Source organism: Sphingomonas sp. SORGH_AS_0870, from assembly GCF_031453175.1.
In the GTDB taxonomy this organism is placed as follows: Bacteria; Pseudomonadota; Alphaproteobacteria; order Sphingomonadales; family Sphingomonadaceae; genus Sphingomonas.
In genome coordinates, this window is sequence record NZ_JAVIYW010000002.1 from 2,943,798 (window position 1) to 2,965,248 (window position 21,451).

The following is a 21,451-nucleotide window of genomic DNA, read 5'->3' on the forward strand; positions in this document are numbered from 1 at the left end:
GCTCAGCCGTTCAGCAGCCGGGCGGCATGGGCGGCATGATAGGTCAGCACGCCCGAACATCCGGCGCGCTTGAACGCCATCAGCGTCTCCAGCACCATCGCATCGCGGTCCGCCGCGCCCGCCGCCACCGCCGTCTCGATCATCGCATATTCGCCCGACACCTGATAGGCGAAGGTCGGCACGCGGAATTCGTCCTTCACGCGGCGGATGATGTCCAGATAGGGCAGGCCCGGCTTGACCATCACGCTGTCCGCGCCCTCGGCCAGATCGAGCGCGACCTCGCGCAGCGCCTCCTCGGCATTGGCGGAGTCCATCTGATAGGTACGCTTGTCGCCCTTCAACAGCCCGCGCGTGTTCACCGCGTCGCGGAACGGGCCGTAAAAGGCGCTGGCATATTTGGCGGCATAGGCCATGATCTGGACGTTGACGAAGCCCTCGGCCTCCAGCGCCGCGCGGATCAGCCCGATGCGGCCGTCCATCATGTCCGACGGTGCGATCACGTCCGAGCCCGCGCGTGCCTGGGTCAGCGCCTGCTGGACCAACGCGTCGGCGGTGCGGTCGTTGACGACATAGCCCGCCGCATCGACCAGCCCGTCATGGCCATGCGTCGTATAGGGATCGAGCGCCACGTCGGTCAGCACGCCGATATCCGGCACCGCGTCCTTGATCGCCGCGATCGCCCGGCACATCAGATTGTCGGGGTTCAGCGCCTCTCGCCCGTCATCGGTGCGCAGGTGCGAGGGGGTGTTGGGGAACAGCGCCAGGCAGGGAATGCCCAGCGCCTCCGCCTCCTTGGCGCGCGCCACGATGCCGTCCAGCGACCAGCGCGACACGCCGGGCAGGCTGGCGATCGGTTCCTCCACCCCCTGCCCCTCGGTCACGAACAGCGGCCAGATCAGATCGGCCGGGGTCAGCACCGTTTCGGCGTGAAGCCGCCGGCTCCACTGGGAAGCTCGGGTGCGGCGAAGGCGAAGCGCGGGGTAGGATGCCGTCATGATTGTCCGCATTTGGGGGATCGGACCGCGCTTGCCAAGCGTTGCATGCAAGCGTTCCGGGGGCGAAAGGAAATCCGTCTTGAGAGAGATACGATCGGCGGCGATGGTGGTGAACGCCAAGTCGCGGCGCGGACAGGCGCTGTTCGAGCGGGCCTGCAAGGCCATGTCGGGCCTGCCCTATCCGGTCGATGCGCGCGCGGTCGAGGATCCGGAGGATCTGGAGCCCACCGTCCGCGAACTGCTGGCGGCCAAGCCCGACCTGCTGATCCTGGGCGGCGGCGACGGCACGATCAGCGGGCTGGTCGACTTGATGGTCGGGCATGACGTGATGCTGGGCGTGCTGCCGCTGGGCACCGCGAACAGCTTCGCGCGCTCGCTGGACATCCCGCTCGATATCGAGGGGGCGGTGGAGGTGATCCGGACCGGCCGGCCCCGCCGGATCGACCTGGGCATGATCGACAACGACTATTACGCCAATTGCGCCGCGATGGGGATGAGCCCCAAGATCGCCGAGACGGTGCCGCACAAGCTCAAGAAGGTGGCGGGGCGGCTGGGCTATCTCGGCTGGGCGGCCTATCAGTTCCTGCGCTTCCGCCCCTTCACCCTGATCGTCGAACAGAACGGAACGCGCGAAAGGCTGCGCGTGGTCGAGGTCCGCATCTCCAACGGGCCCTATCATGGCGGCACCGAGCTGGTGGAATCGGCGTCGGTCGATTCGGGCGAGATCGTGGTCCAGGCGGTGTGCGGCCATGTGAAGCGGCGCCTGATCGTCAACTGGGCGGCCAGCATCCTGCGCAGCGACTATCGCAAGGAAAAGGTGCGCGAGTTCCGGGGCCGCGCGATCCGGATCAACACCATCCCGCCGCTGCCCATCTCGATCGATGGCGAGGTGCTGGCGCACACGCCCGTCACGGCCAGGATCGCACCGGGGATCATCGAGGTGATGGCCCCGGCCTGATCGTCAGCCGACCGGCATCGCCTTGTTGGTCGGCTGCCCCTCGGCCAGTGCCTGTTCTTCACATTCCTGCGGGGTGGTCGCCTGAGCCAGCCTGCCCTTGCGCCAGCCGCCATGCCGGTAATAGGCGATCGTCATCAGCATCGAGGCGAGCGAGCCCGCCGGGAAGCTCCACCAGATCGCATCCGCGCCCAGCATCGGCGCGAAGGCATTGGCCAGGCCGAAGCGGACCGGGAACATCGAGATGGCCAGGATGACCAGCGGCCCGACGACCGCCCCGTTGGCGCGCACCGTCGCCGCCAGCACCATCGAGACGCCGAACAGGATGAAGCTCCACCCGCCGATCAGATTGATCCGCGCGGCGATGGCGATCGCGCCGGGCTCGCTGCCCAGGAACAGCCACAGGACATGTCGGTCGAGCAGGGTGACGAGCGCCACCAGCGCCCCGGTCAGCAGCAGGTTCATGCGCAGGCCCGCCTGGGTGATCCGGCCCACCCGATCCCATTGCCCCGCGCCGATATTCTGCGCCGCCATGGCGCTGACCGCCGCGCCCACCGCCATGGCGGGCATCTGGATATAGGTCCAGAGCTGGTTCGCCGCGCCATAGGCCGCCGTGGTCGCGGTGCCGTGCCGGTTGACCAGCCCCATCATCGCCAGCGCCGAGGTGGAGACGACCAGCATCTGGAGCCCCATCGGAAAGCCCTTGACCAGGATCGTCTTCAGCAATTCGGGCGTGGGGATCAGATAGCGCCACTCCGCCCCGCGCAGCCGGATGACCAGGTCCTTGGCATAGAGATAGGCGACCAGCGCCAGCAGCGAGCCGCCATTGGCGATCAGCGTCGCGACCGCCGACCCCTCGATCCCCAGCGCCGGGGCGGGCCCCAGCCCCAGGATGAAGACCGGGTTCAGCACGACATCGAGCACCGAGCCCAACGCCATGAACTTGAGCGGGGTGATCGAATCCCCCACCCCGCGCAGCGCCATGGTCAGCAGCACGCTGATGAACCCCGGTGGCATCGCGACGAAGATCACCCGCAGATAGGCGAGCGCGAGCGGATAGACCTCCGTCGGGGTCGCCAGCGCGCGCAGGATGGCGGGCGCCGCCCACCAGCCGATCCCGACCGTCAGGGTCGAGATGACCGCGAACAGCCCCAGCGCCGATCCCAGCACCCGGCGCACCGCATCGATATCGCGGCGGCCCATATTCTGGCCGATCAGGATGGTCGCCGCCATGCCGAAGCCGAAGGTGGCCGCGACCAGCAGGAACATGATGATATTGGCGTTGGTGGTCGCGGCCAGCGCGCGCTCGCCCAGAAACTGGCCGATCCAGATCGCGTTGATCGACCCGTTGAGCGATTGCAGGATGCTCGATCCCAGCGTCGGCAGCGCGAACAGCAACAGGGTGCGGCCGATCGGCCCGGCGGTCAGGTCCCGGCGTCCGTTGGGCGCGGTCACGGTGTCTTGCCTCCGGCGTTGATTTCCTCGTCCACGAACCGCGCCATCGCCGCATATTGAAAGCCGGGCCTCTGGTTGCCCTGCCCCGCATACAGCCCGCGCAGATAGCCCCAGTCGAACGGGGTCAGCCCTTCCGGCGCCGCCTGCTCGTCGAACAGGGTCAGGATCGTCGAGATCCCCTCGGTCCTGCGCGGCCGGACCACCGCCAGCGCGCGCATCGTGGCATAATCGGCGATCTGGTGGATCGTCTTGCCGTTCACCGCATCCCGGTCGATCATCACCACCGCCGCCGCGATATGCGATTTGGTGGGCAGGGTGATCCGGCTGGCGCTGGGGATGTTGAGGGTCGGAATATTGTTGGCGCCCGGGACCAGCTGGTCACCGTCGCGGCTGGTGATCGCGGTCATGTGCCAGGCATGGACCGGGCCCTTGTCCTTCGCCATCGCCCGGACATCGGCGAAGGGGAGGTCACCGAAGATGCCGGGCCGGTGATCGATCAGCCATGCGACCTGCTGCGCGCCATTGTCGACGAACAGGATCAGGACATTGGGGCGGCATTTGTCGCCGCCCAGCCGAATGCCCAGCCGCTCGGCATGGCCCAATATGCGGTCGGCGACCGGCAGCGCGGCCTTGGCCGCCAGGCCGGAGCTGGCGATGCACAGGGGTTCGGTCAGCCGCGACAGCGGCGCGTCGCCATCGGGATAGCCCGAAATCGCGCCAAACCAGCGCAACGTCTCTCGCCGGGGCGGCAGCGGCCGGGCGGTCACCACGACCGGATCGGCGGGCGATGCGCCGGTCTGCGCCTCCAGCGGCAGGGCGATCGACGCCCCGCCCAGGGAAGCAAGCCATGCCAACGACGTAAGAACCGTTCCTCGCATCGACCTGCCCCCCTTGGCTACGTTCAGCCGGCCAGCGCGTCCCGTACCGCCTGAACCGCCTCGGTACCCTTGGTGCCGTCCGGCCCGCCGCCCTGCGCCATGTCGGGACGGCCGCCGCCGCCCTGCCCGCCCAGCGCCGCCACCGCCTTGCGCAGCAGCTCGACCGCATTGTGCCGGGCCGTCAGGTCGTCGGTGACGCCGACCGCGACCGAGGCGCGGCCATCGTTGATCGCGACCATCACCGCGACACCCGAACCGCCGAGCCGCTGCTTGGCGTCGTCCACCGCGCTGCGCAGCCCCTTGGCCTCGAAGCCGTCGAGCACCTGGCCGATGAACGCGACGTCACCGATCTGCTCGGGTCCGGCGGCAGCCCCTCCGGCCCCGGCGCCCATCGCCAGCGCCTTCTTGGCCTCGGCCAGTTCGCGCTCCAGGCGACGGCGATCCTCGACCAAAGCCGCGATTCGCGCGGGTACCTCGTCCGGCGTGGTCTTCAGCGTCGCGGCGGCGGCCTTCAGCATGTCGTCACGGTGCGACAGATAGGCGCGCGCGCCCTCACCGGTCAGCGCCTCGACCCGGCGCACGCCGCTCGACACCGCGCCTTCGGACACAATCTTGAACACACCGATCTCGCCCAGCGCACCGACATGCGTGCCGCCGCAGAGTTCGAGGCTGTAGGTGCCGTCGGCATCCTCGCCCATCGACACGACGCGCACCTCGTCGCCGTACTTCTCGCCGAACAGCGCCATCGCGCCCATTTCGATCGCCTCGTCGGGCGTCATCAGCCGGGTGACGACGGGGCCGTTGCCGCGCACCTGTTCGTTCACGCGTGCCTCGACCTCGGCAATGTCGTCGGCGGTCATGCCGACCGGCTGCGAAAAGTCGAAGCGCAGGCGTTCGGGCGCGACCATCGAGCCCTTCTGCGCGACATGCGTGCCCAGCCGCTGGCGAAGCGCCTCGTGCAGCAGATGCGTCGCCGAGTGGTTGGCACGGATCGCGGCGCGGCGGGTGGTGTCGATCGCCAGCTTCACGCTGTCGCCGACCTTGATCCCGCCTTCCTGGATTTCGGCATTGTGGACGAAGACGCGGCCCAGTTGCTTGGACGTGTCGGTGACGACCGCCTTCAGCCCGGCGTCGCTGGAGATGGTGCCGGTATCGCCGACCTGGCCGCCGCTCTCGCCATAGAAGGGCGTCTGGTTGACGATGATCGCGACGCTCTCGCCCGCCGCCGCGCTGTCGACCCGCGCGCCGTCCTTGACCAGCGCCAGCACTTCGCCCTCACCGGTGTCGGAGGCATAGCCGAGGAACTCGGTCGAGCCCGTCTCTTCGGCGATGTCGAACCAGACATCGTCCGACGCCTTTGCGCCCGAGCCCTTCCAGGCGGCGCGCGCGGCGCGCTTCTGCTCGGCCATGGCGGCGTCGAAGCCAGCCCGGTCGACCGACAGGTTCTGCGCCCGCAGCGCGTCCTCGGTCAGGTCATAGGGGAAGCCATAGGTGTCATAGAGCTTGAACGCCGTCTCGCCCGCCAGCGTCGCGCCGGGGGCCATGCCCGCCGTCGCCTCGTCGAGCAGCTTCAGGCCCTTGTCCAGCGTCTGGCGGAAGCGGGTTTCCTCCTGCTTCAACGTGGCCTCGATCAGCGGCTGCGCGCGGACCAGCTCGGGATAGGCCGCGCCCATCTCCGACACCAGCGCCGGGACCAGCCGGTGCATCAACGGCTCCTTGGCGCCCAGCAGATGCGCGTGCCGCATCGCGCGGCGCATGATCCGGCGGAGCACGTAACCACGCCCTTCATTGGCGGGCAGCACGCCGTCGGCGACCAGGAAACCCGCCGAGCGCAGATGGTCGGCGATCACGCGGTGCGACGCCTTCTGACCGTCCTCGGCCTTGGTGTGGGTCAGTTCGCACGACGCGGCGATCAGCGCCTTGAAGGTGTCGGTGTCGTAATTGTCGTGCACGCCCTGGAGCACGGCCGCGATCCGCTCAAGCCCCATGCCGGTGTCGATCGACTTCTTGGGCAGCTCGCCGACGATCTCATTGGCTTCCTGCTCGAACTGCATGAAGACCAGATTCCAGATCTCGACGAATCGGTCGCCATCCTCTTCCGGGCTGCCGGGAGGGCCGCCATAGATATGGTCGCCGTGGTCGTAGAAGATTTCGGAGCACGGACCGCACGGCCCATTCTCACCCATCGCCCAGAAATTGTCCTTGGTCGGGATGCGGATGATCTTGTTATCGGGCAGGCCCGCAATCTTCTTCCACAGCGCGAACGCCTCGTCATCGGTGTGATAGACGGTGGCGGTCAGCTTTTCGGCCGGGATACCCCAGACCTTGGTCAGCAGGGTCCAGGCATGGGTGATCGCCTGTTCCTTGAAATAGTCGCCGAACGAGAAATTGCCCAGCATTTCAAAGAAGGTGTGATGCCGCGCGGTATAGCCGACATTGTCCAAATCGTTATGCTTGCCCCCGGCGCGCACGCATTTCTGCGAGCTGGTCGCAGTCGAATAGGGGCGCGATTCCAGGCCGGTGAACACGTTCTTGAACGGCACCATGCCCGCATTCACGAACATCAGCGTCGGGTCGTTCTGCGGCACGAGCGGTGCGGAAGGCACGATCTGGTGCCCTTCGCTTCCGAAATAGTCGAGAAAGCCGCGGCGGATGTCGTTGGTCGAGGTCATGCACGCGACTTAGGCGAGGTTTCGCGCGCGCTCAAGCGCCCGCGCGTCAGGGGCGTTCCATCGCATCGGCCCGGACCGCAGGACGACGCCACCACAGATACCAGATCATAGCGAAACCCAGCATATCGCCGATCAGCCGCCCCACCGGATGCCCCGCCATGTCCGCCGCATCCTCGAACCGCCCCAGCGTCAGGCCCAGGACGAACAGAAAGGCGGGCAATCGTGGATCGGCCACATCGAACACCCGGCCAAGCAGCCAATGGGCAAAGGCGCAGAAAATGGCGGTGCCCAGAAGGCCGTTGGCGAACCCGACCAGCAATGCGCCGATCAAATCGGCGCTCATCATGCCCTCCCTTCGCCATCCGTGCTCCAGGACAGGCCGCCGGGCAAGCTCTCCGCAGACAGATCGATCTGCAACACCCGTCGACGCCGCCCCGGTGCCGACCGCGCGGAGGCGTGAAGGATCGGCGTCCGGTACAGCCACACCGAGCCTGCCCCGGCCAGACAGGCATCGTCACCCAGTCGGTCGACCACGCCGGATATGGCATCCTCCGCGATCAGGCCCAGCCGGTGGGACCCCGGCGCGACGAGCAGCGGCGCATTGTCCGCATCGACCGGATCGAGATGGAGGCGCACCGTCACCATCCGCTCCAACAGCGACACCGGCGGCGCGACATGGACCCGGCCCTGCTTGACCGTCCACGGCCCGAAACCCGGAACCTCTCGCCGCTCCACCACTTCGATCGTGCGATCCTGATGCCAGCCCAGCGCCCAGTTCCCGCCGTCCTGCTTGTCGAACAGGATCGCGCGAACCGGCCGCGCGCCCTGGCCGATCACCGGCACCATGGCGGCACAGAGCCGCCGAACACCCCCGAGACGCGCGACCCGCGCGGGATCGATCCGCTGTCCGGGGCGCCCCTCGGGCCAGTCACTGAAAAGCCGTGCCAGTTCGGCAAGCTCGCCCCGATCCAGTCGCGACGGCCAAAGGGCATAGCCACGCGCGTCCAGTTCGGCGATCATCCGATCGGCGCATCGAGCGAGGTGGGCGGCGTCGAGAACCAGACCGGCCCGCTTTCCGTCATGTGGAAGCAATCCTCGATCCGGATGCCGAAATTGCCGGGCAGATACAGGCCGGGTTCGTTCGAAAAGCACATGCCGGGCGCCAGCGGTGTCGCCTCACCATGCACCAGATTGACCGGCTCGTGCCCGTCCAGGCCGATGCCGTGCCCCGTCCGGTGCGACAGGCCGGGCAGGCGATAGCCGGGGCCGAAGCCCTGCTCCTCGTAGAACCGGCGCACCGCGTCGTCGATGCTGCCCGCCGGGGCGCCGATCCGCGCCGCCGCCCGCGCCACCTGCTGCCCCTTGGCAACCAGATCCCAGACCTTGCGCTGCTCGGCGGTCGCCGCGCCATGGACCCAGCTTCGCGACACATCGGACTGATAGCCGTGCACCGTGCAGCCGCAGTCCATCAGCACGACCTGCCCCTGCGCCACCCGGTGCACCTGGCGGCTGCCATGCGGATAGGCGGAGGCTTCGCCGATCAACGCCATGCTGAACTCCGGGCTGCCGCCCAGCTTGCGCGTCGCGGCGCTCATCAGCGCGCCGATCTCCGCGCCGGTCATCCCCGCCTCGACGCGCGGGTGGAGCCAGCGATAGGCCGCCATCGTCACATCGGTCGCGAGTTGCATCAGCGCGATCTCGGCGGGGGCCTTGATCATCCGGCACCCGCGCACGACCGGATTGGCCGAGACGAGCCGCGCCCCCGGCAACACCTGTCGCAACCCGTCAAAGGCGAAGAAGCGCGCCGTTTCCTCGATCCCCACCGGACGGCCCGCCAGCTTGCGGTCGCGCAGGAAGCCCGCGACGATGGCGAGCGGGTTCTGGTCCTCCTGCCACACCCGTATCTCGGCGGGCACGGCCAGCGTCTCACGGACCGAGGGTTCCTCAAAGAACGGGGTGACGATGCACGGCTCGCCCTCGACCGGCAGGATCGCGGCGGTCAGCCGCTCGCTGCGCCACCATTGGACGCCCGTGAAATAGACCATGGTCGATCCCGGCTCGATCAGGAGCGCGCCGATGCCGTTCGCCTTCATCAGCGCCTGTGCGCGGGACAGCCGCCGGGCCCGCTCCTGCGCGCCAATCGGCACCGCGCCGCCGGTCATGTCGGACAGCCCCGCCAGATCGGGTTCGGCCGCGCGCAACAGGCCGGGGCGGACGAGGAGCGGCAGGGCGGCGGCGGCGAGCACGGCGCGGCGGGACATCGGGGTCTGCATGACCGCGACGATAGAATTCTTGACCTGAGCGCCGCAATGCCCTTGGCTCGCGCGCGTAATCTATATTGGGGTATGCATGGCCAAGCGGCTGACCTTGTACATCTTCATCGGGCTGGTTCTCGGGCTCGTCGTCGGACTGGCGCTCAACCTGTCGCTCGACGACGGCAGCGCCGCGGCGGCCGCCGAATTGAAGACGATCGCCGGCTATTTCGCGATCGTCACCGGCCTGTTCCTGCGGCTGATCAAGATGATCATCGCACCACTCGTCTTCGCCACCCTGGTCTCGGGCATCGCGCAGATGGGTGATACCAAGGCATTGGGGCGGATCGGTTTTCGCTCGCTCGCCTGGTTCATCTCGGCCAGCCTGGTCTCGCTCAGCCTGGGCATGATCCTGGTCAACCTGCTGCATCCGGGCGTCGGCCTGAACCTGCCGCTGCCCGCGGTCACCGCCGATAGCGGGGTGGTGAAGACCGGGTTCGACCTCCAGAAATTCGTCACCCATCTGGTCCCCGCCTCGCTGGTCGAGGCGATGGCGACCAACGAGGTGTTGCAGATCGTCATCGGATCGCTGTTCCTGGGCGTGGCTATCACCGCGGTCGGCGAACGCGCCGCGCCGCTGGTCCGCGCGGTCGATGCGCTGGTCGCGGTCATGTTGCAGGTGACCGATTATGTCATGCGCCTGGCGCCGCTGGCCGTGTTCGGCGCGGTTGCGGGCACGCTGACCGAGCGGGGGCCGGGAGTCATCGGCAATCTCGCGGTGTTCATGGGCAGCTTCTATCTCGGGCTGCTGCTGCTCTGGGTGGTGCTGATCGCCGTCGCGACGCTGTTCATCGGCGGGCGCATCCGCGAGCTTTTGTCGCATATCCGCGCGCCGTTGATCCTGGCCTTTTCGACCGCCTCGTCCGAGGCCGCCTATCCGCGCATCTTGGAGGGGTTGGACCGGTTCGGCGTGCCGCCGCGCATCGCCAGCTTCGTGCTGCCGCTGGGCTATTCGTTCAACCTCGACGGGTCGATGATGTACATGACGTTCGCGTCGCTGTTCATCGCCCAGGCTTACGGCATCGACCTGTCGATCGGGCAGCAAATCACCATGCTGCTGGTCCTGATGGTCACGTCGAAGGGGATTGCGGGCGTGCCGCGTGCCTCGCTGGTGGTGATCGCGGCGACGATGCCGATGTTCCACATTCCCGAGGCGGGGCTGTTGCTGATCCTGGCGGTCGACCATTTCCTCGACATGGGCCGGTCGGCGACCAATGTGATCGGCAATGCGGTGGCCAGCGCGGTCATCGCGAAGTGGGAGGGGCCGCTCGACGCGCCCGAGCCGGTCGATGTCGAGTCGCTCCGCGCACCGTCGGGACATCCGGCCCAGCCCGCCCCCGACAGCTTCCGGCAGATCGGGGGGCATTAATCCCCCCGCCCGCCATCCGGGGGGCGGTCCTGCCCCCTATGGCCGAGCGGGATCGTCCCTATCAGGCATAGGCATAGGGGCCGCCCTTGGCGAGCGCGACCTGATAGGCGGGGCGGGCGTGGATGCGTTCCAGCCAAGCGATCGTCGCGGGGCGGCTTTCGTTCAGCCCCGCCCGCGACCGCGCCGCCTCTAGCGGGAAGCTCATGATGATGTCCGCGGCGGTGAACTGGTCGCCCGCGAACCAGGGCGAATGGGTGAGTTCGCTTTCGACATAGTCGAGATGCCGGTCGATCATCGGCATGAACCGCTTGATCGCCGCCTTGCCCAGCACGGGAATGCGGCTGAGCACGAGCAGGACGAACAGGGGCGGCATCAGCGAGCCCTCGGCATAATGCAGCCAGAAGCGCCAGCGTTGCACCGCGTCGCGGTGCGCAGGCGGGCCCAGGCGGCCATCGGCCTTGCCGACCAGATATTCGATGATCGCCCCCGTCTCGGCGATCACCATGCCGTCATCCTCGATCACCGGCGATTTGCCGAGCGGATGGACCGCGCGCAGCTCGCGCGGAGCCAGCATCGTCGTGCGGTCGCGCCGATAGCGTTTCACCGCATAGGGCAGGTCGAGTTCCTCCAGCATCCACAGGATGCGTTGCGACCGCGAATTTTCGAGATGATGGACGATGATCGTCATGCCTGTTCCCCATGATGCGGGCGGGGTAACGCGCCAGACCGACCGCAAGGCCCAAAGGCCGCCGGAATGCGGCCATGGACCGGTGGCTCAGGCCGCTCCCGCCCTTACCCGCCAGATCCAGGCGGAGGCCGGCAGGGCCACCTGGTCGCCGGTCCGGTGATGGGACAGCCCCTCGTGCAGCGCCGCCGCGATCCGTTCCCGCTCGTCCGGGGCGGCGGTCGCCATCGCCCGCGCCGCCGGGCCGATGCGGGACAGGAAATCCACCGCATCCTCGACCGGCGCCGCACCCTGCCCGACGACATATTCGAAATCGACCCGCGCGGCGGCCTCCAGCGCCCATCCGGCCTGTTCCAGCCATGCCCCCACCCGATGCGAATCGGCAAAGGCGAAGGGGCCCGGTTCGTAACCGGCGGCGGGCGCGGGCGAATGGCCGACCGCTTCGTCCGCCAGCGTCGCAAATCCGTTGCGCGCCCGCTCGTCGAAGCAGGAAAAGACCATCGCCGCCCCCGGCGACGCGGCCGCCCGCAAGCCCGTGAACGCCGCGACGGGGTCGGGAAAGAACATCACGCCGTGACGCGAGACGAAAAGGTCGAAGGGCCCCTCGGACGCCGCGACCGACACCGCGTCGCCGCAGACGAAACGGAGCGCCCCGCCCCGGCCTTCCACGTCCACCGCCCGCGTCCCTGCCAGGGCCAGCATTTCCGGCGACAGGTCGACCCCGACGACGTCCAGTTCGGGACGCGCCGACCGGAGCGCCAGGCCGGTCGACCCGACGCCGCAGCCTATGTCCAGCGCCCGCCCCCGCCGGGGCGCGACGGCGGCGATGGCGGCGTCGAGATGCGCCGTCAGATGGGTGAAGCTGCGTTCGGTGCGACGCCATTGCTCGGCCCAGACATCGCCGACCCGGCCGCTCCAATCCAGTCCGCTGGTCATCGCCCCCCTATCATCCCCCAAAGCAAAACGACCCGCCGTCTCCGGCGGGCCGCTGGTCCCTCTTACAGATCGTCGTCCGCGTCGGGGCCGGTCATCATGTCCTCGGCCACCTGCTCGGTCCGCTGGCGGATCGCGCGTTCCAGGCGGTCGGCCATGTCGGGATTCTCGCGCAGGTAATTCTTGGCGTTCTCACGCCCCTGCCCGATACGGACCGAGTCGTAGGAGAACCAGCTGCCCGACTTCTCGACCAGCCCGGCCTTGACGCCCAGATCGAGGATCTCGCCGATCTTCGAGATGCCTTCGCCATACATGATGTCGAATTCGACCTGCTTGAACGGCGGGGCGACCTTGTTCTTCACCACCTTCACGCGGGTCGCGTTGCCGGTAATGTCCTCACGGTCCTTGATCTGACCGGTGCGACGGATGTCGAGCCGGACCGAGGCATAGAATTTCAGCGCGTTGCCGCCCGTTGTCGTCTCCGGGTTGCCGTACATCACGCCGATCTTCATGCGCAGCTGGTTGATGAAGATCACCATGCAGCGCGAACGGCTGATCGATCCGGTCAGCTTGCGCAGCGACTGCGACATCAGGCGGGCCTGGAGGCCGACATGGCTGTCGCCCATCTCGCCCTCGATCTCGGCGCGTGGGACGAGGGCGGCGACCGAGTCGACTACCAGCACGTCGATCGCGTTCGATCGGACCAGCGTGTCGGTGATCTCCAGCGCCTGCTCGCCGGTATCCGGCTGCGACACGATCAGTTCGTCGATATTGACGCCCAGCTTCTTGGCATAGACGGGGTCGAGCGCGTGTTCGGCGTCGACGAAGGCAGCGGTGCCGCCCATCTTCTGCGCCTCGGCGATGACGTGCAGCGCCAGCGTGGTCTTGCCCGACGATTCGGGGCCATAGACCTCGATCACGCGACCGCGCGGCAAGCCGCCCACGCCCAGCGCGATGTCGAGCCCCAACGAGCCGGTCGAGATCGCCTCGACCTGCATCGTCTCCTTCTGCCCCAGCTTCATCGCCGAGCCCTTGCCGAACGCCCGGTCGATCTGAGCGAGCGCGGCGTCGAGCGCCTTTTGACGGTCTGCGTTTGCGGTTGCCATGCCTGTTTCGATCACTTTCAGATTGGCGGCCATCAGATGCTTCCTTCGCTAGACCAAGCGCGTGGTCCATTCAACGCATCTGCAATGTATGCACTTTGTTCCATAGGAACAAGATGGGAACAAATATCAGGTCAAAAAAGTCGGCAGCGCCCACCAGCCCTGGTTGCGCGCCTGGGTCGCCGCCGCATCCCGGTCCGCGACGGTGTCGAAGATCGCAAAACAGGTCGCCCCCGATCCCGACATGCGCGACAGCCTGGCGCCGGGCGCCTGGGCCAGAAAGGCCAGCACCGCGTCGATCGCCGGGGCCAGCGCGCGCGCCGGGGGTTCCAGATCGTTCCGCCCCGCCGCCGCGACCGCCATCACCTCGCCCTCCCCCAGTCCGCCGCGATCCGTGCCGTCCCAGCGGCCGAACACCGCCGCCGTCGACACGCCGACGCCCGGATTGACCAGCAGCACCGGCACCTCGCCCAGCGGCGGCAGCGGTTGCAGCGCATCCCCCTTGCCCCGGCCCCATGCGGTCCGGCCGAGCAGACAGGCGGGCACGTCCGCGCCCAGCTCGCCCGCCAGCGCGAACAATTCGGGATGGTCGGGCGCCACGCCATGCAGCCGCGCCAGCGCGCGCAGCGTCGCCGCCGCATCCGCCGACCCGCCACCAATGCCCGAGGCGACCGGCAGATGCTTGTCGAGCGTGATCGCATGATCCGCCGCAACGCCGAACCGCACGCCAAAGCCCTGCGCGGCGCGCATGACCAGATTGTCCTGCTGCGCCTCGCCCGCCAGACGGTCGGCGAACGGCCCGGTCAGGGTCAGGCCAGTCGCGGCGGCGGGTGCGACCGTCACGACGTCGCCGTCGCGGCAAAAGGCGAACAGCGTCTCCAGCTCGTGATAGCCGTCCGCCCGGCGCGCCCGGACGTGAAGGGCCAGGTTGATCTTGGCGGGCGCGGTCTCGACAATGGCGGTCATCCCCGCCCCATGCGACGCCCCGCGCCCGCCAGCAAGAGCGATCAGCGCGACAGCTTGGGCGTGATCCGCGCCCGTTCGCTCTCGTCGGCGGTCAGCGCCGCCGCGCGCCAGGCATAGCGCGCCTCATAATGCCGCCCCAGCGACCAATAGATGTCGCCGAGATGATCGTTGATCTCGCTATTGGCGGGCTCGGCCATGGCGGCACGCTCGATCAGCGGCAGTGCACGCCCGGGCTGCCCCGCCCGGAAATAGGCCCAGCCCAGCGAATCGGTGATCGAGCCATTGTCGGGCGCCAGCTTGCTCGCCCGCTCCAGCATGGCCAGCGAGCCCGCGACATCCTGCCCCCGCTCGACCCGCGCATAGCCCAGATAGTTGAGCGCCAGCGGCTCGTCCGGCGCCAGCGCCACCGCGCGGGCGAGCGCCGCATCCGCCTCCTCGCGCCGCCCCGCCTGATCCAGCGCGCCGCCATATTGCAGCCAGGCCGCCCAGGGCAGCGGCGGATCGGCGCGGGTCACCTGCTCATACCAGGGCACCGCCTCGGCGGGTTGCCCGGCGGCGATCAGCTGGTCGGCATAGACCTGCCAGTCGTCGACCGTCGCATTCTTCGCGGTCGCCAGCCCGCGCGCCAGCATCAGCGCCTCGCCCATCCGCCCGGCCGCCCCGAGCAGCCCGACCCGCACCACCGCCGCGCGGTGGGCGAAGGCGCGGCGCGGGTCCACCCCCGCCAGCGCGGCAATGGCGGCGTCCCACGCCTCGTCCTTCGACAACGCCTCGGCCAGCAACAGCCGTGCCCGATCATTCCCCGGATCGGCGATCAGCGCGGTGCGCGCAAGCGCGATGACCAGTGGGCGCGGGCCGTCGCTCGCCAACTCGGCGCCGACGCGGACGAACAGTTGCGACACGCCGAAGCCCAGGTCCGGCTTGACGCCCAGCGCCTTGCGACCGGCATCGACCAGCGGATCGGTCATCAGGCGGCGCGCATCGGCCTCGTCGCCATGGCCCGCCATCAGCGCGGCGGCGGCGATCCGGGTATCGGCGGGCGGGCGCATCGCCTCCAGCAGCAGCCGGACCGAGGAATCGTCCATCTTCCTCGCCGCCAGCGCCAGCAGCAGCCGATGCTCCTCGGCCAGCCGCCGCGCGACCGGCTCCTTGCCCGCGCTGTCGAGCGCGGGTTCGACCGGCTGTCGGCGATCCCAGGCCGCCCAGGCCTTCAGCACGGGCGACAGAATCTTGAGCGGCCCACCGGCAATCCCGGCGATCGCCGCGTCATAGCCCGCCCGGTCGCCCTTGCGCGCCGCGATCGCCAAGTCGAGCAGCGTCACGTCGATCGGCGCGACCTTCTCGGCCTGCATGACGCGCGCGGCGCGCAGCGCCAGCGCCTCGTCGCCGCTGATCATCGCCTCGCGATAGGCGCGCACCGCCACCGCCGGATCGTCGGGCCACCCCGCCAGCGCGGTCGCATAATCGCCCGCCGCCTCGGCCGCGCGCCCCTCGGCCGCCGCGACGCGGGCGGCGAGATAGGCGGACAGCGGCTCGGGCGTGGCACGAACCGCCGCCGCCACGGGCGCCGTCCAGGCGGCGGAGGCCAGGACCGTCGCCGATAGGAGGGAGACGAGCCGACGCTTACATATTGGGATAATTGGGTCCTCCGCCGCCTTCGGGTACGACCCAGTTGATATTCTGGGTCGGGTCCTTGATGTCGCACGTCTTGCAGTGGACGCAGTTCTGGGCGTTGATCACGAATTTCGGATCGCCCTCGTCCACGCCCACCACCTCATAAACACCCGCCGGGCAGTAGCGTTGCGCGGGCTCGTCGAACAGCGGCAGGTTGTGCGCGATCGGCACGCTCGCATCCTTGAGCGTCAGATGGACCGGCTGATCCTCCTCATGGTTGGTGTTCGACAGGAACACAGAGGAGAGGCGATCGAAGGTCAGCACGCCGTCGGGCTTGGGATAATCGGGCTTCTTCACCTGATCCTTGCGCCACAGCGTCTCGTGATCGGGCTTGTGCTTCATGGTGAAGGGCATCTTCAGCCCGAAATGCTCCGACCACATGGTGACGTTGGCAAGCCCGCTGCCGACGAAGTCGCCATATTTCTTGACGAGTGGCACGACATTGCGGACGCCCGCCAGCTCCTTGTAGAGCCAGGAGGCGCGGAACGCCTCGGGATAGTCGGTCAGCTCGTCGCCCTCGCGCCCCGCCTGCACCGCCGCGAACGCCGCCTCGGCGGCCAGCATCGCCGACTTCATCGCGCCGTGCGTGCCCTTGATCCGCGGCACGTTGAGGAAGCCCGCCGAACAACCGACCAGCACACCGCCGGGGAAAGTCAGCTTGGGAATCGCCTGAAGCCCGCCGTCATTGATCGCGCGCGCGCCGTAAGAGACGCGCTTGCCACCCTTCAGCAGCTCGGCGATGACGGGATGGGTCTTCCACTTCTGCATCTCCTGGAACGGGGAGATGTACGGGTTGGAATAGTTCAGCCACGTCACGAAGCCGATCGCGACCTGTCCCCCCGCCTGGTGGTAGATGAAGCCGCCGCCATTGGCGTCGTCGCCCAGCGGCCAGCCCTGGGTATGGATCACGCGGCCCGGCACATGCTTGGCGGGATCGATGTCCCACAATTCCTTGATGCCCAGACCATAGATTTGCGGATCGCTGTCGCGCGCCAGGTCGAACTGGCGGATGATCTCCTTGGACAGATGCCCGCGCACGCCCTCGGCGAAAAAGGTGTATTTGGCGTGAAGCTCCAGGCCCGGCTGGTAATCGGGCTTGTGGGTGCCGTCACGCGCCACGCCCATGTCGCCGGTCGCCACGCCCTTCACCCGGCCATCCTCGTGGAACAGGATCTCGGCGGCGGCGAAACCGGGGAAGATTTCGACGCCCAGTTCCTCGGCCTTGCCCGCCAGCCAGCGGCACAGATTGCCGAGGCTGCCCGTATAGGTGCCCTTGTTGTGCATGAAGGGCGGGACCAGCGCGTGCGGCACGTTGCGGTGCTTGCCCGCGGTCAGGATCCAGTGATGATTCTCGGTCACCGGCACCTCGGCGAGCGGACAACCATCGTCGCGCCAGTCGGGCAGCAGCTCGTCGAGCGCGATCGGATCGATCACCGCGCCCGACAGGATGTGCGCACCGACCTCCGAGCCTTTTTCCAGCACGCAGACCGACAGCTCGCCGCCGGTTTCGGCCGCCAGCTGCTTCAGGCGGATCGCGGCCGACAGGCCCGCTGGCCCGGCGCCGACGATCACCACGTCATAGGGCATCGATTCGCGTTCGCTCATGGCATCCTCGCATCTGGTCCGCACCGCTGCCGTAGCGTCCCGTGGATCGGGCTCGTCCGGGCGCGGACGGGAAACAACTTGTCCTGACAGCCGATCCGACAGATTGACGCGCACGTCAACCTTGCAGCATGGGCTAATCCCATATGGGGGCTTTTCCGACGTTCGACAGCGCACCGTTCGACAGCGCACAGGCGGCCAGCGTGCTCGACTGGTGGCATGACGCGGGCGTCGACCTGCTGGTCGAGGACGAACCCCGCGACTGGATGGCCGCCGAGCCCGTGCGGCCGATCGGCTTCGCCGCGCCCGCCCCCGCCCCGCTACCCGCACCGGGGCTGGTCCCCGCCCTGCCCGCCGCCGCCCCGGCCGCACTGCTGCCCGATACGCTGGACGCCTTCCTGGCCTGGCGCCTGTCCGACGCCGCGCCGGAGGCGGCGTGGGACGGCATCTCGCTGACCGCCACCGGCCCCGCCGAGGCGCCGCTGATGGTGCTGGTCGATTGTCCCGACCGCGACGACGGCGAAGCGGGACAGATATTGTCGGGCGCAGCCGGTCGGTTGTTCGACCGGATGCTCGCCGCCATCGGACAGTCGCGCGAGACGGTCCACCTCGCCTCGGTCTGCGCGCGGCGGCCGCTGGCGGGCCGGACTCCGGCGGGACTGGAGGCGCGGCTGGCCGAGATTTCGCTGCATCATATCGGGCTGGTCCGGCCGCGTTCGCTGCTCCTGCTGGGCAATGCGGCGAGCCGTGCCGTGCTCGGGACCGAACTCACCAGCGCGCGCGGACATTCGCATGCCGTTGACCATAAAAGCGGCAAAAGCCAGGCGGTCGCCAGTTTCCATCCGCGCTTTCTGATCGAAAAGCCGATGGCAAAGGCGGAAAGCTGGAAGGATTTGCAAAGGATCATGGGGGACATGCGCGCATGAAGCTGGGCCAGGCGATCGCACGGACGGCGACCATCGGGGCTTTGCTGGCGGCCGGAACCGGCACCGCCTTCGCCGCTGCGCCGGGAGAACCCTCGGCGGATGCCCGCACCACCGCCTCGCCAAAGGCCCCGCCCGCCATCCCCGCGCTGCTCGATGCCGATCAGAAGGCGGGCTATGCGCGCATCTTCACCGCGATCCGCGAGAGCCGCTGGACCGATGCGCAGCTGGAGCTCGACTCGCTGAAGCCGGGGCCCCTCCACGCCATCGCCCGCGCCGAGCTGTATACCGCCAAGGGATCGCCCAGGGTCGATGCCGAGCGGCTGGTCGCGCTCCTCAATGAAGCGCCCGAACTGCCCCAGGCCGAACAGCTCGCCCGGCTCGCCCGGTCGCGCGGCGCGAAGGACCTTCCCCCGCTGCCCGAGGCGCACAGTCTGATCTGGCAGGATGGCGCGCCCCGCCGCGTCCGCGCCAAGAGCGTGCGGAGCGACCAGATCGCCGCCGAGCTGGCGGTGCGGATGCAGCCCTTCATCAAGGCCGATGACGGCCCCTCGGCCCAGGCCCTGCTGGACGCGACCCAGGGCCTGTCGCCCGAGGCGCTGACCGAGTGGCAGCAGCGTGTCGCCTGGATCTATTTCCTGATGGGCGACGACGCCAATGCCCGGACCATGGCGGCCAAGGCGGCCGACGGGACCGGCGAATGGGCGGTGCAGGGCCGCTGGACCACCGCGCTTTCGGCGTGGCGGCAGAATGACTGCCAGGCCGCCGAGACCGCGTTCGAGGGCACGGCGGCGCGCGCCACCGATGTCGACCTGCGCGCTGCCGCGCTCTATTGGGCCGCGCGCGCCGACATGGTCTGCGGCCGTCCCGACAAGGTCGAGGGGCGGCTGCGCTCCGCCTCGCAGTTCCGCGAAAGCTTCTATGGCCAGCTCGCGCGCCAGGCGCTGGGCATGCGCGGCGACCGCGAGCCGCGCGGACAGCTGGTCGCGACCGACTGGGTCGCGCTCGACCGTCGCCCCAACATCCTCGTCGCCGCCGCGCTGGTCGAGATCGGCGAGACCGATCTGGCCGATCAGGTCATCCGCCAGCAGGCGCGGATCGGCCAGCCGCAGGAGTTCCGCAACCTCGTCCGCCTGGCCGAATCGCTCGACCTTCCCGCCACGACCGTATGGCTGGCGCACAACTGCCCGGCGGGTGTCACCGCCACCGCCGAGGCGCGCTATCCGACGCCGAGCTGGACGCCCGATAGCGGCTGGCGGGTCGAAAAGGCGCTGGTCTATGCGCACACGCTTCAGGAAAGTGGCTTTCGCAACAAGGTGGTCAGCCCGGCGGGCGCCTATGGCCTGATGCAGATCATGCCCGCCGCCGCCACCGACTTCGCGCGCGAACGCGGCGTGTCGATCGACCGCTCGGCGCTGACCAAGCCGTCGACCAACATGGATATCGGCCAGCGGCATCTGGAGCGGTTGCGCGACATGACCGGCGTGACCGGCGGCCTGCTGCCCAAGGTGATCGCGGCCTATAATGCCGGGCCCAAGCCGGTCGGCGAATGGAACAGCCTGGTCCGCGACAATGGCGACCCGCTGCTCTATATCGAGAGCATCCCTTATTGGGAGACGCGCGGTTACGTGACCACGGTGCTGCGCAATTACTGGATGTACGAAGGCCAGACCGGCAAGGCCAAGTCGCCCAGCCGCGCCGCGCTGGCCCAGGGGATGTGGCCGCGCTTCCCCGGCCTTCCGGGGGCCAGCGCGGTACGGCTCCAACGGCCCAACACCGCGCAGGCGAGCCTGCCCCGCCGGACCACCATCGCGCTGAACGCGGCGGTGAACCCGCAGTCGAGCACCGCGCTGCCCCAGGCGAATTGAGCGGGGGTGTCGGGGCCGAGGGTTTCGCTTGGCCTTCGACTTCGCTCAGGCTGAACGGAAGGTGCGAGGTCCATCGCCATTTCTACCCGGTGAGGGCCGGTCGACATTCAGCGATGCCTTTCCGTCCCTCGCCCCTCGCAGAGGGGAGAGGGTTGCGCAGACTTGGTCTTTGCGAGAGCAAAGGCTTAGTCGGAGCTGGGTGAGGGGTGAGCGCTCGCGAAGCGAGCGCGCGAGCCTTTGGGCTCGCTCGACCCCTCACCCAAGCTGCGCTAGCCAGCAGGCTGGCAAGCTTCGCTAACCCTCTCCCCTATCCAGGGGAGAGGGGAAAAGACATAATCCTGAATGGCGATCCGCCCCCGCTGGCGTGGTCGATCACACCGCCCCTTTCCCGACAGGCCAGCCATGACGCAACCCGAATATCGCTTCCGCCCGCCAGTCCCTCCCCTCCGTTCCGCCTGAGCGAAGTCGAAGGCCACGCCCCATCGCCCGCCAAGCCGCCCCCGAAACTCCCGCAGAGACGTTCACCCCCCATGCCCATCGACACAAGCCGCAGCTTCCTGCCCGTCCGCATCGCAGTGCTGACCGTCTCCGACACCCGCTCGCTGGCCGAGGACCGCTCGGGCGACACGCTGGCGGGACTGCTGACCGAGGCGGGGCATGAACTCGCCGCACGCAGCATCCTGCGTGACGATACCGACCAGATCGTCGCCCAGCTGAACCGCTGGATCGACGATGCCAGCATCGACTGCATCCTGACCACCGGCGGCACCGGCGTCACGGGGCGCGACGTTACCCCCGAGGCGGTCGAGCAGGTCGCGACCAAGATGATCCCCGGCTTCGGCGAGCTGTTCCGCTGGCTCAGCTTCCAGACGATCGGCACCTCGACCATCCAGTCGCGCGCCTGCGCCTGCGTCGCGCGGGGCACCTATATCTTCGCGCTGCCCGGCTCGACCGGCGCGGTCAAGGACGCGTGGAACGGCATCCTGCGCGACCAGCTCGACAGTCGCCACCGCCCGTGCAACTTCGTCGAGCTGATGCCCCGCCTGCTGGAACGCTGACCG

General features: G+C 68.6%; 18 protein-coding genes. 5 read left to right on the forward strand and 13 right to left on the reverse strand.

Going from position 1 to position 21,451, the window contains the following annotated elements:
* Window positions 1-2 precede the first annotated feature (2 nt).
* Window positions 3-995, reverse strand: coding sequence for a porphobilinogen synthase (gene hemB / locus QE363_RS13645; RefSeq protein ID WP_309696090.1), 993 nt, complete (start codon window positions 993-995; stop codon window positions 3-5).
* 103 nt (window positions 996-1,098) lie between these two features.
* On the opposite strand from hemB, the gene QE363_RS13650 reads away from it, so the two are divergent.
* Window positions 1,099-1,953, forward strand: coding sequence for a diacylglycerol kinase family protein (locus QE363_RS13650; protein ID WP_307104544.1), 855 nt, complete (start codon window positions 1,099-1,101; stop codon window positions 1,951-1,953).
* Between the two features lie 3 nt (window positions 1,954-1,956).
* Here the strand turns inward: QE363_RS13650 and QE363_RS13655 are convergent, their stop codons facing one another.
* Genes QE363_RS13655 through QE363_RS13680 form a run of 6 tightly spaced genes read right to left on the reverse strand, consistent with a single transcriptional unit; the run spans window position 1,957 to window position 9,216 of the window.
* The gene (locus QE363_RS13655) at window positions 1,957-3,405 is read right to left on the reverse strand and encodes an MATE family efflux transporter (RefSeq protein WP_309696092.1); all 1,449 of its coding nucleotides are present in this window, start codon (window positions 3,403-3,405) and stop codon (window positions 1,957-1,959) included.
* A complete protein-coding gene (locus tag QE363_RS13660; protein WP_309696094.1) occupies window positions 3,402-4,259 on the reverse strand; it encodes a hypothetical protein in 858 nt (285 codons plus the stop codon). The genes QE363_RS13655 and QE363_RS13660 overlap by 4 nt, the downstream gene beginning before the upstream one ends.
* A gap of 47 nt (window positions 4,260-4,306) precedes the next feature.
* Window positions 4,307-6,955, reverse strand: coding sequence for an alanine--tRNA ligase (alaS, locus tag QE363_RS13665; RefSeq protein ID WP_309696096.1), 2,649 nt, complete (start codon window positions 6,953-6,955; stop codon window positions 4,307-4,309).
* Between the two features lie 46 nt (window positions 6,956-7,001).
* Entirely contained in the window at window positions 7,002-7,298 is a 297-nt protein-coding gene (locus tag QE363_RS13670; RefSeq protein WP_309696098.1) for a hypothetical protein, read from the reverse strand.
* A complete protein-coding gene (locus tag QE363_RS13675; RefSeq protein ID WP_309696100.1) occupies window positions 7,298-7,975 on the reverse strand; it encodes a phytanoyl-CoA dioxygenase family protein in 678 nt (225 codons plus the stop codon). Before QE363_RS13675 ends, QE363_RS13670 begins: the two co-directional genes overlap by 1 nt.
* Complete coding sequence (locus QE363_RS13680; RefSeq protein WP_309696101.1) at window positions 7,972-9,216, reverse strand: Xaa-Pro peptidase family protein; 1,245 nt, start codon at window positions 9,214-9,216, stop codon at window positions 7,972-7,974. The genes QE363_RS13675 and QE363_RS13680 overlap by 4 nt, the downstream gene beginning before the upstream one ends.
* 88 nt (window positions 9,217-9,304) lie before the next feature.
* Between QE363_RS13680 and QE363_RS13685 the strand changes: the two genes are divergently transcribed.
* On the forward strand, window positions 9,305-10,636 hold the full coding sequence (locus tag QE363_RS13685) for a dicarboxylate/amino acid:cation symporter (RefSeq protein ID WP_309696103.1): 1,332 nt from the start codon (window positions 9,305-9,307) through the stop codon (window positions 10,634-10,636).
* 61 nt (window positions 10,637-10,697) lie between these two features.
* On the opposite strand, the gene QE363_RS13690 is transcribed toward QE363_RS13685, so the two are convergent.
* From QE363_RS13690 to QE363_RS13715, 6 genes are all read right to left on the reverse strand, one after another.
* The gene (locus tag QE363_RS13690) at window positions 10,698-11,324 is read right to left on the reverse strand and encodes a glutathione S-transferase (protein WP_309696105.1); all 627 of its coding nucleotides are present in this window, start codon (window positions 11,322-11,324) and stop codon (window positions 10,698-10,700) included.
* An 87-nt stretch (window positions 11,325-11,411) separates the two neighbouring features.
* Window positions 11,412-12,257: a class I SAM-dependent methyltransferase gene (locus QE363_RS13695; protein WP_309696106.1), complete on the reverse strand. Its 846-nt coding sequence runs from the start codon at window positions 12,255-12,257 to the stop codon at window positions 11,412-11,414.
* Window positions 12,258-12,319: 62 nt separating this feature from the next.
* Window positions 12,320-13,393 (reverse strand): recombinase RecA, encoded by a 1,074-nt coding sequence (gene recA, locus QE363_RS13700; RefSeq protein WP_307099453.1) that lies wholly within the window; start codon window positions 13,391-13,393, stop codon window positions 12,320-12,322.
* Between the two features lie 93 nt (window positions 13,394-13,486).
* Window positions 13,487-14,323, reverse strand: coding sequence for a 4-(cytidine 5'-diphospho)-2-C-methyl-D-erythritol kinase (locus QE363_RS13705; protein WP_309696111.1), 837 nt, complete (start codon window positions 14,321-14,323; stop codon window positions 13,487-13,489).
* Between the two features lie 41 nt (window positions 14,324-14,364).
* Complete coding sequence (locus QE363_RS13710) at window positions 14,365-15,885, reverse strand: tetratricopeptide repeat protein (RefSeq protein WP_309696114.1); 1,521 nt, start codon at window positions 15,883-15,885, stop codon at window positions 14,365-14,367.
* Window positions 15,886-15,946: 61 nt separating this feature from the next.
* Window positions 15,947-17,602: an electron transfer flavoprotein-ubiquinone oxidoreductase gene (locus tag QE363_RS13715; protein WP_309696116.1), complete on the reverse strand. Its 1,656-nt coding sequence runs from the start codon at window positions 17,600-17,602 to the stop codon at window positions 15,947-15,949.
* A 143-nt stretch (window positions 17,603-17,745) separates the two neighbouring features.
* Here QE363_RS13715 and QE363_RS13720 point away from each other — a divergent pair, with 143 nt between their 5' ends.
* The 3 genes from QE363_RS13720 to moaB all read left to right on the forward strand — a co-directional run bounded on the left by QE363_RS13720 (window position 17,746) and on the right by moaB (window position 21,448).
* Entirely contained in the window at window positions 17,746-18,525 is a 780-nt protein-coding gene (locus QE363_RS13720; RefSeq protein ID WP_309696118.1) for a uracil-DNA glycosylase, read from the forward strand.
* Complete coding sequence (locus QE363_RS13725) at window positions 18,522-20,390, forward strand: lytic transglycosylase domain-containing protein (RefSeq protein ID WP_309696121.1); 1,869 nt, start codon at window positions 18,522-18,524, stop codon at window positions 20,388-20,390. The genes QE363_RS13720 and QE363_RS13725 overlap by 4 nt, the downstream gene beginning before the upstream one ends.
* A 530-nt stretch (window positions 20,391-20,920) precedes the next feature.
* Complete coding sequence (gene moaB, locus QE363_RS13730) at window positions 20,921-21,448, forward strand: molybdenum cofactor biosynthesis protein B (protein ID WP_309696123.1); 528 nt, start codon at window positions 20,921-20,923, stop codon at window positions 21,446-21,448.
* The last annotated feature ends 3 nt before the right edge of the window (window positions 21,449-21,451 follow it).